Consider the following 15100-nt stretch of genomic DNA (forward strand, 5'->3'; position numbering starts at 1 on the left):
TCCTAAGGGTAGATTATCCACGTGTTACTGAGCCGTACGCCACGAATCTAAATTCGTTCGACTTGCATGGCTTAATCGAATCCCAATAGCAGTAACATCTGCCAGGATCAAACAGAATTGAATCACATAACAGACATAATATGTAAAAAGTATTATGAAGTACGCTAAAAAAAATATAGACGAGTATTAATACATAAAATTTGATATAAAAGTTTCTATAATCAAATTTCACCACATCTACAAAACTTACATCATACCCGAAAAACTCAGGTACTCACAAAGCACATTTAAAGAGATTAATAATTCAATTAATACAATAAATATGATAATTTATAGCTACATGCGGAAAAGCAGTCATCATAGTCAGAATTGCAAATACAATATGACTTAAACCAACGCCATAAAAACACATAGCACATCTAATAGAGAGAGTAATTTTATTAACAAAATCAATTAAAAAATATTGCAATAATTAATATTAACTCAAAATAAATATTAAAAAGCATTAAAAATATTTATATATAAAATTTAACTAAATAACAAATTAAAAAAAGCGATTAATGACTTTTTCTATAAACAATTTTTTGAAAATTAATTTGCACGAACCAAAACAAACGAAGTAATAAAAAAAATATTTTTTTTAATACTAGTAATTTTATTATAATGTTCAAAATTGAAGAACATAAATGATATTTAAAACTTTCTATCTGTTTCAAATAATAATTACTTTATATACTGCCAACCTAAAATATTATTGGTGATAAAATATGAAGTTCGGTATAGAATTCGTACCTCAAATACCATTAAATGAATTAGTAGACTTAGTAAAATTAGCAGAAGACGTCGGTTTTGAATACGCATGGATCACAGACCACTACAACAATAAAAACGTATACGAAACCTTAGCATTAATTGCAGCAAACACTGAAACCATTAAAATGGGTCCTGGTGTAACCAACCCATACGTAAGAAGCCCTGCAATTTCCGCTTCCGCTATCGCAACCATTGACGAAATCTCAGAAGGTAGAGCAACCTTCGGTATCGGTCCTGGTGACAAAGCAACTTTCGACGCTTTAGGAATTGAATGGACCAAACCTGTATCCACTATTAAAGCTGCAATCGCAGACATTAACACTTTATTAGCTGGAGAAAAAACTGAAGGCGGAGCAGCATTAGGTGGAGCAAAAGCTGTTCAAGAACACATCCCTATTTACATGGGTGCTCAAGGACCTAAAATGTTAGAAACCGCTGGAGAAATCGCAGATGGTGTATTAATTAACGCTTCCAACCCTAAAGATTACGAAGCAGCTATGCCTATGATCAAAAAAGGTATTGAAGCAGCAGGTGGAGACAAAGCATTTGATGTAGGTGCATACACTGCAACTTCCATCGGTGCAGACTCTGACGCAGCTAAAAACGCAGCTAAAATTGTAGTTGCATTCATTGCAGCAGGTTCCCCACCTCCAGTTATCGAAAGACACGGATTACCTGAAGGATTCAACACACAAATGGGTGACTTCTTAGCTAAAGGTGACTTCGGTGGAGCTATTGGTGCTGTAACCGATGAAGCACTCGACGCATTTTCCGTATGTGGTACTCCTGATGAGTTCATCCCTAAAATTGAAGGCTTAGCTGAAATGGGCGTAACTCAATACGTAGCAGGATCCCCTGTTGGTAAAGACGTTGCAGAATCCATTAAATTATTAGGAGACGTAATTGCAAGTTTCTAAACTTGCTTACTTTTTCTTTTTTATTTTTTTAAACCCATATACACAAATTAATAACAAACTATTTTTAACATAATTTTTAATTATAACATTAATCTAATAATATTATTAATGGAAATTGAAAATTTAACTAAAGAAATTAGGCAAAGAGCCTTTGAGAGAAAAGAACCAAAAACTCCCGAACAGGTGGGAGCAAGTTGGTATAATGATGATTTAACTTACGATGGAATTGCCAAAACCCTATTTATAATATTGCCCACACCCGGCTGTGCCTGGGCACTGGGAGACAGCGGAGGATGTACAATGTGCAGCTACGTATCCGACTGTACTTTAGAACCGATTGGCACAGAAACTATCCTGAAGATATTCCATGACCACCTGTCAAGACATCCCATAGCCGAAGAGGATAAAATTTCAGTGAAGCTATTTGCCTCCGGAAGTTTTCTAAACCCTTATGAACTTCCAAAGGAAGCGCGTGATGAGATCCTAAAAACATTAATCGGCCTAGGCAACGTTACAGAAATTGTAGTGGAGTCAAGACCCGAATATGTAAAAGAGGAATACCTTGATGAAATATTTGAAATCATAGGAGACACACTGTTTGAAGTGAGCATAGGCCTTGAGACTTCAGACGACTACACCAGATTAAACAAAATCAATAAGGGATTTACCCGTGATGATTTTGAAAATGCAGTAAAACTGATGCAGAATCTAAAAGAGACCAAAGGATACAATTTAAAATCAAAGGCATACATATTCGTGAAGCCCATTTTAGTTTCTGAAAGCCAAGCAATAAGAGAAGCAATTGAAACTGCACATTATTGTGATTCAATTGGCGTTAACAGATTATCATTCTGTCCAGCAACCATCCATAGCGGAACAGTAATTGAAAGGTTCTGGAGAAAGGGAGCCTACCAGCCACCTTGGATTTGGTCATGTGTTGAAATAATCAATACCGTAAGAGACGAAATTGATCTTCCTGCACTCCTTGACACTTCAGGATTTGGCTCAAGACGTGGCCCATACAACTGTAAGAAATGCAATAAGGATTTGAAACATATGATAATAGCCAATAACTTAACTCAAACAAAAATAGATTACGACTGCGAATGTAAAAATGAATGGCTGGCCCAAGTTAAAAATTCAGACATGAACTCATCAACTGTGGAGATAAAACATATCCCATTATATTAATATAACTGAAACGATTAATAGTTAATAGGAGGCAAAAATGAAAAGTAAATTTATTAGTTTATTGGCAATATTTTTTGGATTAATGATTATCATCTTTCCGATAATGGGACTCATTGGAGTGGCTGATTTAATCGGACTATCATTATTATTGATATCCATTTACCTTCTTGTTGTTGGAGTTTCCATAATTGACTACAACAAGAAAGGAGCAATACTCGACTTGATTTTTGGAGCGATATTGCTTTTCATAAGCATCTGTTTAATATTCAATGTCGGAATATTTGGATTTTTAGCACAAATCACCCTGTACCTCGCAGGAATCATATTAATCATCGTGGGAGTCGTGTCCTTGATTAATAACCGTGAATCAAGATATGGATTTTATATTGGAATAGCAGGAGTGATTCTTGGTCTATTGTACATTGTTATAGGAACCTATATTACAGAACCCATTATTCTCGGCACATTAATCGGAATGTGGTTAATAATAAGCGGTGTTTTAAAATTGATGGATGGCCACTGACCATCCAATGACTTTCTTTTTTTGGTGTTGACATTGATAGCAATCAGTGCAGATTTTGATCCCGTACACAAGGGACATGAATATTTAATTAAAGAAGCTCGCAAATTAGCTGATGAAGAAGGCAAACAGGTTGTCGTTTATTTGAATAATGGGTTTAGTGCAAATCACGCCCCATTTTTTGTTGATTTTAATGCACGAAGAGAAATGGCACTGGCCCTAGGTGCAGATGAAGTAAAATCATTTGAAGGACTTCATCACAGATTAGTATTGTCATATAGCGTACCGATTAGACTTAAACAAATGATTGACGATGGAGCGAGTGATTATATTACCTCCGCCAGCATCTCCCTTGATGAGATAAAATCAAAAGCGCAGAAGTTTATTGATGAAGGGAATTTTGTTGGAATGCCAAAAAGCTATACCAACAGAAACGAAATTCGGTGGTATGCCATAAATGAATTTTTGGGCTCGAAACTTACATATCATGTTGTAAAGGAATTCGATAAAGACAAATATTCCGGAAGATTGATCAGACAATCCATAATTGACAATGACATGACCATTACAGAAGAGGTCAAAAAGTTACTTCCAAAAAGTACCGTTGAAATTCTGCAGCGCGAAATTGATGAAGGCAGAACTCCCGGCAAGCGCAACTGGGCAGACATATTCAAAAGAATGAACACATATTCAAGGGGAAACCTTGAAAAGATAGCTTACCTTAATGGAAACACAATAAATGAAATCATTAAAAGAAGGGTTTACAGAGACCCGGAATCCATTTGGGCAGTTTTTAGAAGATCCGATTATGGGCCGGTAATGACCCGTCTGGCAATCAGTTCCATTGAAATGGACGTGAGCAAAAAAGAAGTGATGGATTTGATGAAAAGCTATGAATCCAAAGGAGTGATTCCTGAAAATCAGAAAGTCCAGAGAGTCATTGACAGGGCATGGTATGTTGCATGTCAAGGCGAAAAAGGCATCAGCGCACGTGATGCCAATGACAGGTTCAGAAGCGAAAACATTGCAGTTGACAGCCCGCCTCAAAGCCTTGAAGCCGGACTGAACTTAACCAAATTCGAGACAAAAATCACAAAAGAGGGATTGACCACTGATTTATATGTTGATAAAAACGGTAAAATTTCAGTGCAGTTTAAAAGCGAAGGCAAAAAGATTAAAACCAACTTAAGATTGCCTGCCCTTGAAGTCACATATTTAAGATATATAATGGATTCCCATTTCATTCCAGTGACAGGATTTATAAAAAAAGCTAAAAAAGGATTTAAGGTTGAAGTTGTTATTGGCTAAGCTTTTTTAGAGCTGCTTTAACCATTGTCAAATCCTCACCATTAAAATAATCAACAATTTCTTCCAATTCCTCTGATTTTCTTTTGGAACTAGTTAATGTATTGTTGATTCGGGATTTGGATTTGTCCTTGAAGTCATCACCTTCAGTCAATGCAAGAATATCGAAAAATTCCTCTTCCAGATTATTATTTTTTGCAATCTGGGCCGATTCGATTAGAAGTGCAGATAAAGTTTTTGTATAAGTGCTCCTAAGCAATTTAAGCCTGCTGGCATCACCGATCCTATCGCTGATTATTTTTGTTTCGATATAATCATTCAAAAATAATAATTCCTCTGATTTTTCACCTGAAATATACAGTCTTGGATTGGAAGAATCAATTTTGCCGATGATTGCCCCATCAACAAGATCGTTTACATGTTCACTGATTTTAATTGTTGTATCGGGCGAAACATTATTCAAGTCAAGGTAAATTCCCTTAACATAACGGCCATATCTTTCGCCAACACCTAACGCTTCCTTTGGTGAAGTGACGGAGATTAAAATATCCGATGAATTGGCAACCTCCCTGAAGGTAGGCAGAACTTCAACATTGGCCCTTTTAATATTGGATATTGTATTGGATGACCTGTTTTCAGTTGAAGTTAGAAAAGTTATATCGTCTGATTTAATCAGTCTCACCAGATTCTCTGCAACCTTTCCAAACCCAACAAATCCGATTATCATCAAATCACTAATTATTTTTTAAGCAAAAGCATATCCTGCAAATTAACACCAATATCTCTTGAAATGGTGTCACATTTTGCACATAATAGGAAATAAACATCCTTATATGATAAATCAACCTCAGTCAATCCTTCGTAATTACCCATTCCCTTTGAAATTACGAATTTATGTTCATTGAATATCTTGCGGAATTCCTCGGAGATTTTGCTGTCCACATAACCGACGGTCCCGCATCCGATCTCCACAATTTCACCATATTCATCCAAACCTGCATCAAGAGCATCCTGTCTGCACGCATCATTGATGATAGGCTCGGATTTAACGGCAATTGTAATGTCCAAACCGTATTCCTTAATCTTTGATAAAAGTAACTTATCAAATACTATCTCTCCGACATTGTCCACCAAATATAAAACCTTATCATGAGTTTTAAGAGATTCTTCAAACTCTTCAATGTCTTTTACCGCTAAATTTTTATTAAGAGCCTGTCTTATAACTCCTTCAATATCATCTTCCAATGTAAAGGCTCCAAAATCCAGAATGTTTCCAGTAATAGCTACTTTAACATAGTTTTCTAAGCTTTCATCCTCGTTTAGAATTTTTTTAACTTCAGGCAACAGTTTCAGAGCTATTTCATTTCCTTCAACTTTTTGTGTATAATAAGGGTCACTGCAACCAGTCTTTTCCTTAATAAGCTGATGCATTGCAGACCCCGTGCCATTGGAATTGGCTCCAAACTTAAAATTGTCACTTAAGAAGATGAACAGTTCGTTCATAATCTCCATTTTAAGGATTTCGTCATCTGTAGATAAATCCATCGCTTCTCTTGCCTGCCTTAAAAAGCAGGGCCCACATTCATAACTTAATTTCACTTAACCACCATAGATTATCTGAACTAATTGAATCTCATCATCATCTTGGATTACACTATCCTCGATTACAAGCTCGCCATTTTGTTTAGAAACCATTGTCTGAGCAGATAAACCTAACTCATTGAGCAAATCCCTAATAGTATAATTATCATTTGGCAAATCTCTTTTTTCATTTAAGTCTTTATATTTTAATGTGAATGACATTGTTTACACTCCCAATTCTTCTAAAAATGAACATGCCTTACATAACTCATTTGCTGATGGTTCTCCGCACCGCTTACATCTGCCATGTGCATATTCCTTTTGCATTTCATTTTTCAAAACGCCCTTGATTTTATCATATCCCCTAAGGGTAGAATATTTAATTGTCGGATGCTTTTCGGCCAGTTGATTTATGACCTCTGAAACTTCCCCCCTGAATGACTGCATTGCATATGGGCAGCTGTCAAAGTGAACTTCCAATTCTTTAGCAACAACATACAAACCTATTTCACGTTCCGGAATTTCACGAAGAGGTTTGATTTTAACTGTGAACTCTTTTGCTTTGGATTCTGTTTTAGCGCCCAATTTGGTTAAATTATCAGTGTTTCCTTCCAGGTAATTCATCATTATGGCCTGAACCTCATCGTCAAGATTGTGTCCTGTTGCAATTTTTGTTGCATTCATTTCACGAGCGGCCTTATTTATAATGGTTCTTCTGAATACGCCACAGTAAGTGCATGACCCCTTATGGTCAGGCCTCTCCATTATCTCATCCAAAGTTATGCCGTAATCATCCTTGAGAGACACTACCTTATGCTCAATTCCCAAACGTTCAGCATGTCTGGTGGCTATATCTACCCCTTCCTGGCGATAGTTGGCAATGCCCTCATCAACCGTTACTGCACAAAGGTCGATGACGTTCATCTTTCTAAATGAATTTAATATCTCAAGGGTCGTAACACTATCCTTACCACCTGAAAGTGCCACCAAAACCTTATCTCCCTTATCAAGCAGCTTTTCCTTTCGGACTGTCCTGATAACTTTCTTTTCTATTGATTCAATGAAACAGTCCTTACACAATAACTGGCCGGACTGTTCCTTTTTAATAATGACTTTAGGATTTCCACACTTACTACACTGCATATTACTACCTACATTTGCTCTACAAATTGCGCAAGCTGATTTAGAGTATTCACTTCAAATACATGTGCCCCTGCCTCTTCATACAAGGAAACACAACTGTCAACTATATCCCATTTGATTCTCTCTTCAGGATTTAAAATTACAACCTTTTTAGAATCCCTTACAATTTCTTCCATCAATTCTACACTTGCAGGGATTCCGTGGACTTTCGGTCCCGCCCAGTCCCTGCAATCTGACAGGATAATCACATAAGATTTATTGTTAATGTTTGCTTTTTCCTGGAACTGTTTAAATGCAGAATACATATCTGATGTTCCATGAACCATCATGTTCTTTACGCGCATATCCTTTACTTTTACAAAGGAATCTATCAGATATTCCTCCTTCAATGCTTTTGTTGTTTCAATTACTTTATTATCGAACTCGAAAGTTCTTGATCGTTTAAATGCTGTTTGAGCTGAAAACATTAACATGAAAAACCAGCTGCTGATCCACTCACATGACCCGCTAATGTCATTTAAAAACAAATGCTCATTCTTATGAGGTCTTGGCTTTGCTTTAACGAGCTCGATTGGAACTCCACCATACTTTAGATTTGCCCTCATGGTTCTGCGCATATCAATTTTATGTGAAGTGGCTTCAATTTTACGTCTTGAACGTTTATTTGCTATCCTTTTTCCTAACCTTTGACAAATTTCAAGCATTCTAGGGTCAAACCTGTTCAATTTTGTCAGGTCCTTGTTCATTAGTTCCCCATCACGTTCGAGTTTTTTGGCTTCTTCAAGCAGAGGCTGGCCCGAAAGCATTTTTAATTTTTCATTGTCGACCTTTTCCTTTTGGATTTTTTTACCGATCGTATTCTGCTTTTTGATAACATACTTATTTGATTTCGGTCCGCCACCTCGATACGCCTTGCTCTTGTTTAAATCTTCCTTTATTTCTTTTTCAGCATCAGGCGCTTTAAATATCTTCTCAAAAATCTTCATGAATTTAGGAATGTCATATCTGTCCTTAACATAAACTGCCATAAGGGCTGTCTTTAAAAGATTTTTATCTGAATCTCCCAAATCCTGATAAATCTCCATTGCAGCCTGGGTACTCCTGATACTGACCGGCAGGCCCTCCTTTCTTAAGTCAGCAGAGAGGTTTGCAATTTTATGTATCATCTTATCATTTATCAAAAATATCTTTAACTACACGCTTTTTGTCGCTTTCGGTTTTAATTGCCACTCCAATGCTGTCTTCAAGGGATTGGTTCAAATCTTTGGTTCCGAGATTGGTAACGGATTTAACCCAATCGACGGTTCCCCTGACAGATGGCTTTTTCATTAAATTAAGATTGCGTATTTGATGAACAAGTTTGACAACATATGATACTGTTTCATCATCTGCATCAGGCAATTTTGATTTTACAATCTCAATTTCTCTTTCAACGGAAGGATATGGAATATACAAGAACAGACATCTGTCCTTTGTCTCATCAAGAAGAGACCTCTGTGAATTTGAAGTTAAAATAACAATTAAATCATTTTTCAGTTGAAAAGTCCCCAAATCATTGATTGTGATTTCCTGTTCTCCTAAAGCCTGCAGCAGGAAACTTTCAACTTCTTCATCTGCCTTGTCAATCTCATCAATCAACAATACGGAATCATTTTCATTCAAAAATGCATTGAGCAGTGGCCTTCTTATAAAAAAGTCATCATCAAAGATTTCATCCACATTGCTTGTATCGTTTTTGGCCGCTTCGAGATGCAGCAGTTGCTTTTGATAGTTCCACTCGCCGACAATCTGCTCGAAAGTGATTCCCTCATAACACTGAATCCTAAAGAAATCCCTCTCAAAAGACTTGGCGATTACCTTTGCAAGCTCTGTTTTTCCAACACCCGGCGGACCTTCAATAAGCATCGGTTTTGCCAGCAGAAATGATAAATAGAGAGTTGTTGAAATCTCATTGTTTGAAACATAGCTTGCATCCAAAAGCATTTTATCGATGTCTTTAATATTAATATCTTCAACTTCCAACTTCAAAACCTTCCTAAAAAATTTTGTTACTAAAATAACTTTAAAGATGAATTTATTTAAATCTTGTGTAACTTATTTAAATAATGCAAAATATAATATATTAATCAAAAGTTAAATGGAGGTAAAAAAATGAAATCTGAAAATGCAATAATAATTGCATTGATAGCTATCATAATTGTTGTTGCGGCAGTATTTTTATTTGTAAGTGGAACAGGGCTTTCCTTTAATCATGACAATGAAATTCAAGAGCCTCAAACAAATATTACAAATAATAATAATGTTCCGGCCAATACAATATCATCTTCAGATTCTGCACAAAGTTCTAATGGTGGACCTGCCACATCAAGCGCAAGTTCAGACAGTAGTTCATCAGACAGTTCAAGTTCAGATTCATCCAGTTCTGACAGTTCCTCATCAGACTCCAGTTCATCTGATAGTTCAACTCCACAAGCTGGACAAGCTGAAGGAACATATGATCCTACAGACTTTGATTAGAACTATTTTTTAAACTCATCAGGATTTTTGAACAATTCAAAATCCTGAACATACTCTTTTCCGGTAATCATCGCTATTTCTGCTTTTTTAAGTTCGGAACCAAGATAGGCAGCATGTTCCATTCTGGTTACAAGCCCCTTGGCTATTATCTCTTCATAAATCTCTTTTGCAGTGTGTCCGACAATTACCAAATCCGCCTTATTCTTCTTAAAATGAGTGGCAGTGATTCTGCTATCCTTTACAGTGGTTCCATAGTCCACATTGATTTTGAAACTGCCTGCCTTATCACGAATAAATTTGAACGGTTTGTCCTGGCGAACCTGCTCAATACCTTCGGTTTCGTTTAGAATAACATCATTTCTCTTATGTTTGTCTTTGAATGCAACAAGATTGATTCCCAAATCCTTTGGAATGGATTTTCTGTGCTTTGCAAGAAACATCATCTTGGATGCGGTAGCAAGTTCATATACGCTGCCCCTTGTTTTTCCACTTTCTTCAGGAGTGAACAATATGCTGACACCCAGTTCCATACCAATTCCAGCCAAAAGCACATTGACTCCCCCGGAATCCGCATCCATAAGCTCGGTTACATTACCGACACCGAAAAACATCGGTGCGGGATTGGTTTTGTGAAATTCATTGCATGCTATAATTGATTCGACAATACTTGCACTGTTAACCGGATCCAGAATCAGGTCCGCAACATACCTTAAACCTTCAGTGTCCTTAATTAACTGGTGCATTGCCTCTACACGTTCAGCCGGAGATTTTGGTGATTTGCCCTGTGAAAAATTGGTTGGAAGCAATACTGCCGGAATGTCCTTTTCTTTTAGTATTTCCTGAACTTCCGAGTTGTTTCCCAAATCAAGACTTAAAACAAAATCGATTCCATTTTCGGCTGCAACCTGAATTTCCTTTGCATTAAGCGTATCGATACTTAATGGCCTGTCACCGACAATAGGTCTTAAAGTTTCAATGAGCTCTGGAATCTTATCAGAGAAGTCTTCACCTGCAGCCATTCCTATATCAATCATGTCAGCGCCGGAATCGACAAAGTACTGGCATTTGTTGATTAGTGCCTCTTTTGATAAAAATGGTGCATTTGCAATTTCAGAAAGTACCCTCATCGGAAAATCCTCACCGACAGGAAGATTTCTGATTAGAATGTTATTTGGCTTTTCAAGAAGTCTCTTGATATTTTCCTCATCATTTTCAAACTCTTCAATAAATTTAAAGGCTTCTTTTCTCTTTTCTTCTTCTATCAATTTGTCTGCAGGCTTATCCTCCGACAAGTCAATGCTGCCTATCAGATTCAAGACCATTGCAAGGTCTGCACCGTCGGTTGAACCCTTGAATGTCGGCACTCCAAGTTCTTTTGTGATTTCCTTTGTTCCCTTTTTGATTAATCCCGGAACCAGAATCATGTCAATTTCATCCAACTGGTCGGCAAAAGAGTTTTTAACTTCCTTAATAATTTGTCTAGGAGTTAGAAATGCAGCCACCTGAGTGTTATCCGCAATGTGTACAATTATATCCTCTTTTGATGAGGAAACAACCTCCTTTATCAAGGGATATGCCAACTCTCCGGTAATTATCAAAACCTTCATAACTTCCCAACCAAATTTTTTTAATAATATATTATTATTTTTTAATGTATATAAAAATTGATATTTCCTAAAATAGCCATTTTATCTAAAAAGAGGTAAAAATTGTATAATAAATAAATAAGAATATTAGATGGAATAATAAAAAAGCAAAGAAAAAACAAAAGATTAAAGCAAAAAAAATAAAACAAAATTATTCAAAAAATTAATTTCAACATAAAATTTATATATTTTGTAATTTATAATGATTATACATGATAAATATATGGAGGAGAATTAATGATTGAAATTCGTTTTCATGGCAGAGGCGGGCAAGGTTCTGTAACAGCTGCTGAAATTTTAGCTAAAGCCGCATTTAAAGACGGCAAATTTGTTCAGGCTTTCCCATTTTTCGGAGTTGAACGTAGAGGAGCTCCAGTTATGGCTTTCACAAGAATTGATGAAAAGCCTATCGAAATGAGATACCAAGTCTATCACCCAGATTATGTATTGGTTTTAGATGAAGGATTGTTAAATGTAGTGGATGTATTTTCAGGAATAAAGGACAATACTGAAGTAATTATTAACACTGAAACCTTCGAAGGCAGTGGAGAACATGTAGTCCACAAAATCGATGCTACCGGTATTGCACTTGACATGTTAGGACGTAATATCGTAAACACAATTATCCTAGGATATTTTGCTAAAAAAACCGGAGTGGTAAGTATCGATTCCCTTCTTGAAGTTATTAAAGATACCTTCCCTGGAAAAATTGGAGAATTGAATGCGGAAGCTACCAAAAAAGCTTACGACATGGGTTAATAGGTGAGATTATGGTTAATATAGGATGTGTAATAAAAACCCCTGGAAATACTAAAAACAATAAGACCGGAAGCTGGAGAACTTTCAAACCTGTTTTAGATAAAGAATCATGTATTGATTGTGATAATTGTATATTGTTCTGTCCAGATTCCTGTGTAAACAAACAACATGATATTGATTACGATTACTGTAAAGGATGTGGAATTTGCGCATATGAATGTCCTTCAGATTCAATCGAAATGGTGAAAGAATAAAAGAGAGTGATTAGATGGTAAAAGAAGTAATGACCTCAAATAAAGCAGTTGCAGAAGCTGTAAGATTAGCTAAACCACAAGTTATTCCTGTTTATCCGATTACTCCACAAACTACAATTTCAGAATACTTAGCTCAATATGTTGCTGATGAAAAAATTGATGCTAAATATGTCAAAGTAGAATCAGAACACAGTGCTATAAGTGCTGCTGTTGGAGCAAGTGGTGCTGGAGTAAGAGTATTTACAGCAACATCTTCACAAGGATTAATGTTAATGCACGAAATTTTATTTGCCGCAGCAGGTATGAGAACACCTTTCGTATTAGCTGATGCAAACAGGGCAATTTCAGCCCCATTAAATATTTGGAATGACCAACAAGATTCCATTGTGCAAAGAGATGCAGGCTGGTTACAAATTTATGTTGAAAATGCACAAGAAGCATTGGATACAACTTTAATGGCTTACAAAGTTTCAGAAAATCCTGACATTTTACTTCCTTCAATGGTATGTCTAGACGGATTTATCTTAACCCACACTGTTGAGCCTGTTGAAATTCCAGACCAAGAAAGTGTGGATAAGTTTTTACCTCCATATGTTCCAGAACATGCGTATCTTGATCCAAAAGACCCAATGTCAATCGGTAACTTTGCAGATCCGGAATATTATATGGAAGCAAGACATGACATGGATGTTGCAATGGAAAAATCTCTTGACGTAATCCAAAAGACCTGCGATGAATTTGCAGAAATATTTGGAAGACAATACGGTCTTGTTGAAGGATATAAAACAGATGACGCTGAAATCATATTCGTCGCAATGGGATCACTTTGCAGCAGCATAAGAGTTATTGTCGATGAGTTAAGAGGCAAAGGCGAAAAAGTTGGTTTACTTAAAATCAGAGCATACAGACCATTCCCGGTTGATGCGATTAATGAAGTTGTAAAAGGCTGCGACAAAATCGCTGTTGTTGACAAAAACTTCTCAATCGGAATTGGTGGAGCATTATATGCTGATATGAAACTTAAAATCGACAAAGACATTTATGGATTCATTACCGGTTTAGGCGGAAGAGACATTACCCCTGAATCATTAAATGAAATTTACGAAATTACCAAAAACGGTCCTGAAAATGATGTCACATGGATAGGACTTAAGGAGGAATAAAAATGGTGGACATTCCTGATAAAAATTTATTGGCACCAGGACACAGAGGATGTGCTGGTTGTGGAGCATCCATTGCAGTTAAATTGGCTTTAAATGCATTAGGTGAAAATACAGTGGCCATTTCCGCTACTGGTTGTCTTGAAGTTATGACCACACCATACCCGGAAACTGCATGGGAAATTCCATTCATTCACGTAGCATTCGAAAACTCCGGCGCTGTTGCATCCGGTGTGGAAAGTGCATTAAGAATTCAAGGAAAAGATGATGTTAATGTAGTTGCTTTCGGTGGGGACGGAGGAACTGTAGATATTGGTTTACAGTCCTTATCCGGAGCCATGGAAAGAGGGCATAACATGACCTACATTTGTTATGACAATGAAGCGTACATGAACACAGGTATTCAAAGAAGTGGAGCGACCCCATACGGTGCAAGTACAACAACTTCACCGAACGGTGTTGCAAGTTTCGGGGAAGACAAACCTAAGAAAAACATGCCAATGATTATGGCAGCTCATGGAATACCTTATGTGGCTACCGCATCAATCGCTTATCCTGAAGATTATGTTAACAAAGTCAAAAAGGCCGCAGAAACCAAAGGTCCTGCATATATCCACTTACACCAACCATGTACAACAGGTTGGGGATTCCCTTCTGAAAGAACTATTGAAATGGGTAGGTTAGCTGTAGAAACTGGATCTTGGATTTTATATGAAATCGTGGACGGCAAATTCGAAATCACTTACAGGCCTGAAGAAAGAAAACCTGTAAAAGAATACCTGGCACCACAAAAAAGATTCAGACACCTAAATGACGAACACATTGAAAAGATTCAAAAATATGTTGATGCAGAGTGTAAGGAACTGGGCTTATAAGGTGATACAATGGAAAGTATTGTTGTAAACAGCAATTTATGTGATGGATGTCTCAACTGTTCAAACATGTGCGCATCAATCCATAGTGCTAGCAGAATAAAAATAATAGAATATGATTCTTCCTTTTATTCCATTGTATGCCAACATTGTGAAAGTGCACCATGTATAAAAATCTGCCCAACCGAAGCAATAACCGACGAAGGTGTCGACGCTGAAAAATGTATCGGTTGCGGATTATGCGTAATGGTTTGTCCATTCGGTGCAATGACTTTCCAATCCAAAGTTGCTGAAAAATGTGACCTCTGTGCTGACAGAGACGAAGGGCCTGCATGTATAAAAGCATGTACTAAAAGAGCTATTTCCGTTGTTGATCCTGCTAAAGTCAAGGCTAAGAATCAAGAAAAATTCTTGTCCAAAAT

General features: G+C 36.8%; 17 protein-coding genes and 1 rRNA gene. 10 read left to right on the forward strand and 8 right to left on the reverse strand.

Features of this window, described 5'->3' with window-relative positions:
- Positions 1-118, reverse strand: a 16S ribosomal RNA gene (locus tag ACJMLO_RS09490); the annotation flags it as partial.
- Positions 119-767: 649 nt separating this feature from the next.
- Between ACJMLO_RS09490 and mer the strand changes: the two genes are divergently transcribed.
- The 4 genes from mer (at position 768) to ACJMLO_RS09510 (ending at position 4749) form a co-directional block, all read left to right on the forward strand.
- Positions 768-1730, forward strand: coding sequence for a 5,10-methylenetetrahydromethanopterin reductase (mer, locus tag ACJMLO_RS09495; RefSeq protein ID WP_405296200.1), 963 nt, complete (start codon positions 768-770; stop codon positions 1728-1730).
- Between the two features lie 108 nt (positions 1731-1838).
- Entirely contained in the window at positions 1839-2921 is a 1083-nt protein-coding gene (locus ACJMLO_RS09500; RefSeq protein WP_405296202.1) for an archaeosine biosynthesis radical SAM protein RaSEA, read from the forward strand.
- 37 nt (positions 2922-2958) lie between these two features.
- The gene (locus ACJMLO_RS09505) at positions 2959-3444 is read left to right on the forward strand and encodes a DUF308 domain-containing protein (protein ID WP_405296204.1); all 486 of its coding nucleotides are present in this window, start codon (positions 2959-2961) and stop codon (positions 3442-3444) included.
- A 24-nt stretch (positions 3445-3468) separates the two neighbouring features.
- On the forward strand, positions 3469-4749 hold the full coding sequence (locus ACJMLO_RS09510) for a nucleotidyltransferase family protein (RefSeq protein WP_405296206.1): 1281 nt from the start codon (positions 3469-3471) through the stop codon (positions 4747-4749).
- On the opposite strand, the gene ACJMLO_RS09515 is transcribed toward ACJMLO_RS09510, so the two are convergent.
- From ACJMLO_RS09515 to ACJMLO_RS09540, 6 genes are read right to left on the reverse strand one after another with little or no spacing between them, the layout of a single operon-like run.
- Complete coding sequence (locus ACJMLO_RS09515; RefSeq protein WP_405296208.1) at positions 4739-5473, reverse strand: NAD(P)-dependent oxidoreductase; 735 nt, start codon at positions 5471-5473, stop codon at positions 4739-4741. The two genes, ACJMLO_RS09510 and ACJMLO_RS09515, sit on opposite strands and share 11 nt — an antisense overlap.
- An 11-nt stretch (positions 5474-5484) precedes the next feature.
- Positions 5485-6345, reverse strand: a complete 861-nt coding sequence (locus tag ACJMLO_RS09520) for a damage-control phosphatase ARMT1 family protein (protein WP_405296210.1) — start codon at positions 6343-6345, stop codon at positions 5485-5487.
- A complete protein-coding gene (locus ACJMLO_RS09525; protein WP_405296212.1) occupies positions 6346-6549 on the reverse strand; it encodes a MoaD/ThiS family protein in 204 nt (67 codons plus the stop codon).
- 3 nt (positions 6550-6552) lie between these two features.
- Complete coding sequence (locus ACJMLO_RS09530; RefSeq protein WP_405296214.1) at positions 6553-7470, reverse strand: TIGR00269 family protein; 918 nt, start codon at positions 7468-7470, stop codon at positions 6553-6555.
- 8 nt (positions 7471-7478) lie between these two features.
- The gene (locus ACJMLO_RS09535) at positions 7479-8636 is read right to left on the reverse strand and encodes a vWA domain-containing protein (RefSeq protein ID WP_405296216.1); all 1158 of its coding nucleotides are present in this window, start codon (positions 8634-8636) and stop codon (positions 7479-7481) included.
- Positions 8637-8640: 4 nt separating this feature from the next.
- Complete coding sequence (locus ACJMLO_RS09540) at positions 8641-9453, reverse strand: AAA family ATPase (protein WP_405296231.1); 813 nt, start codon at positions 9451-9453, stop codon at positions 8641-8643.
- A gap of 168 nt (positions 9454-9621) precedes the next feature.
- Between ACJMLO_RS09540 and ACJMLO_RS09545 the strand changes: the two genes are divergently transcribed.
- The gene (locus ACJMLO_RS09545) at positions 9622-9987 is read left to right on the forward strand and encodes a hypothetical protein (protein WP_405296218.1); all 366 of its coding nucleotides are present in this window, start codon (positions 9622-9624) and stop codon (positions 9985-9987) included.
- Between the two features lie 2 nt (positions 9988-9989).
- Here the strand turns inward: ACJMLO_RS09545 and ACJMLO_RS09550 are convergent, their stop codons facing one another.
- Entirely contained in the window at positions 9990-11594 is a 1605-nt protein-coding gene (locus ACJMLO_RS09550) for a dihydropteroate synthase-like protein (RefSeq protein WP_405296220.1), read from the reverse strand.
- 276 nt (positions 11595-11870) lie between these two features.
- Between ACJMLO_RS09550 and ACJMLO_RS09555 the strand changes: the two genes are divergently transcribed.
- The 5 genes from ACJMLO_RS09555 to ACJMLO_RS09575 all read left to right on the forward strand — a co-directional run.
- Positions 11871-12392, forward strand: coding sequence for a pyruvate ferredoxin oxidoreductase subunit gamma (locus ACJMLO_RS09555; protein WP_405296222.1), 522 nt, complete (start codon positions 11871-11873; stop codon positions 12390-12392).
- A gap of 11 nt (positions 12393-12403) precedes the next feature.
- On the forward strand, positions 12404-12646 hold the full coding sequence (porD, locus tag ACJMLO_RS09560) for a pyruvate synthase subunit PorD (RefSeq protein ID WP_405296223.1): 243 nt from the start codon (positions 12404-12406) through the stop codon (positions 12644-12646).
- A gap of 14 nt (positions 12647-12660) precedes the next feature.
- A complete protein-coding gene (porA, locus tag ACJMLO_RS09565) occupies positions 12661-13809 on the forward strand; it encodes a pyruvate synthase subunit PorA (RefSeq protein ID WP_405296225.1) in 1149 nt (382 codons plus the stop codon).
- 2 nt (positions 13810-13811) lie between these two features.
- Entirely contained in the window at positions 13812-14681 is an 870-nt protein-coding gene (porB, locus tag ACJMLO_RS09570) for a pyruvate synthase subunit PorB (RefSeq protein WP_405296227.1), read from the forward strand.
- Positions 14682-14690: 9 nt separating this feature from the next.
- Positions 14691-15100: 4Fe-4S dicluster domain-containing protein (locus ACJMLO_RS09575; RefSeq protein ID WP_405296229.1), on the forward strand; the 410-nt coding region annotated here is incomplete at its 3' end.

Origin of the sequence: Methanobrevibacter sp. (genome assembly GCF_045120835.1) — an archaeon.
Taxonomy (GTDB): Archaea; Methanobacteriota; Methanobacteria; order Methanobacteriales; family Methanobacteriaceae; genus Methanocatella.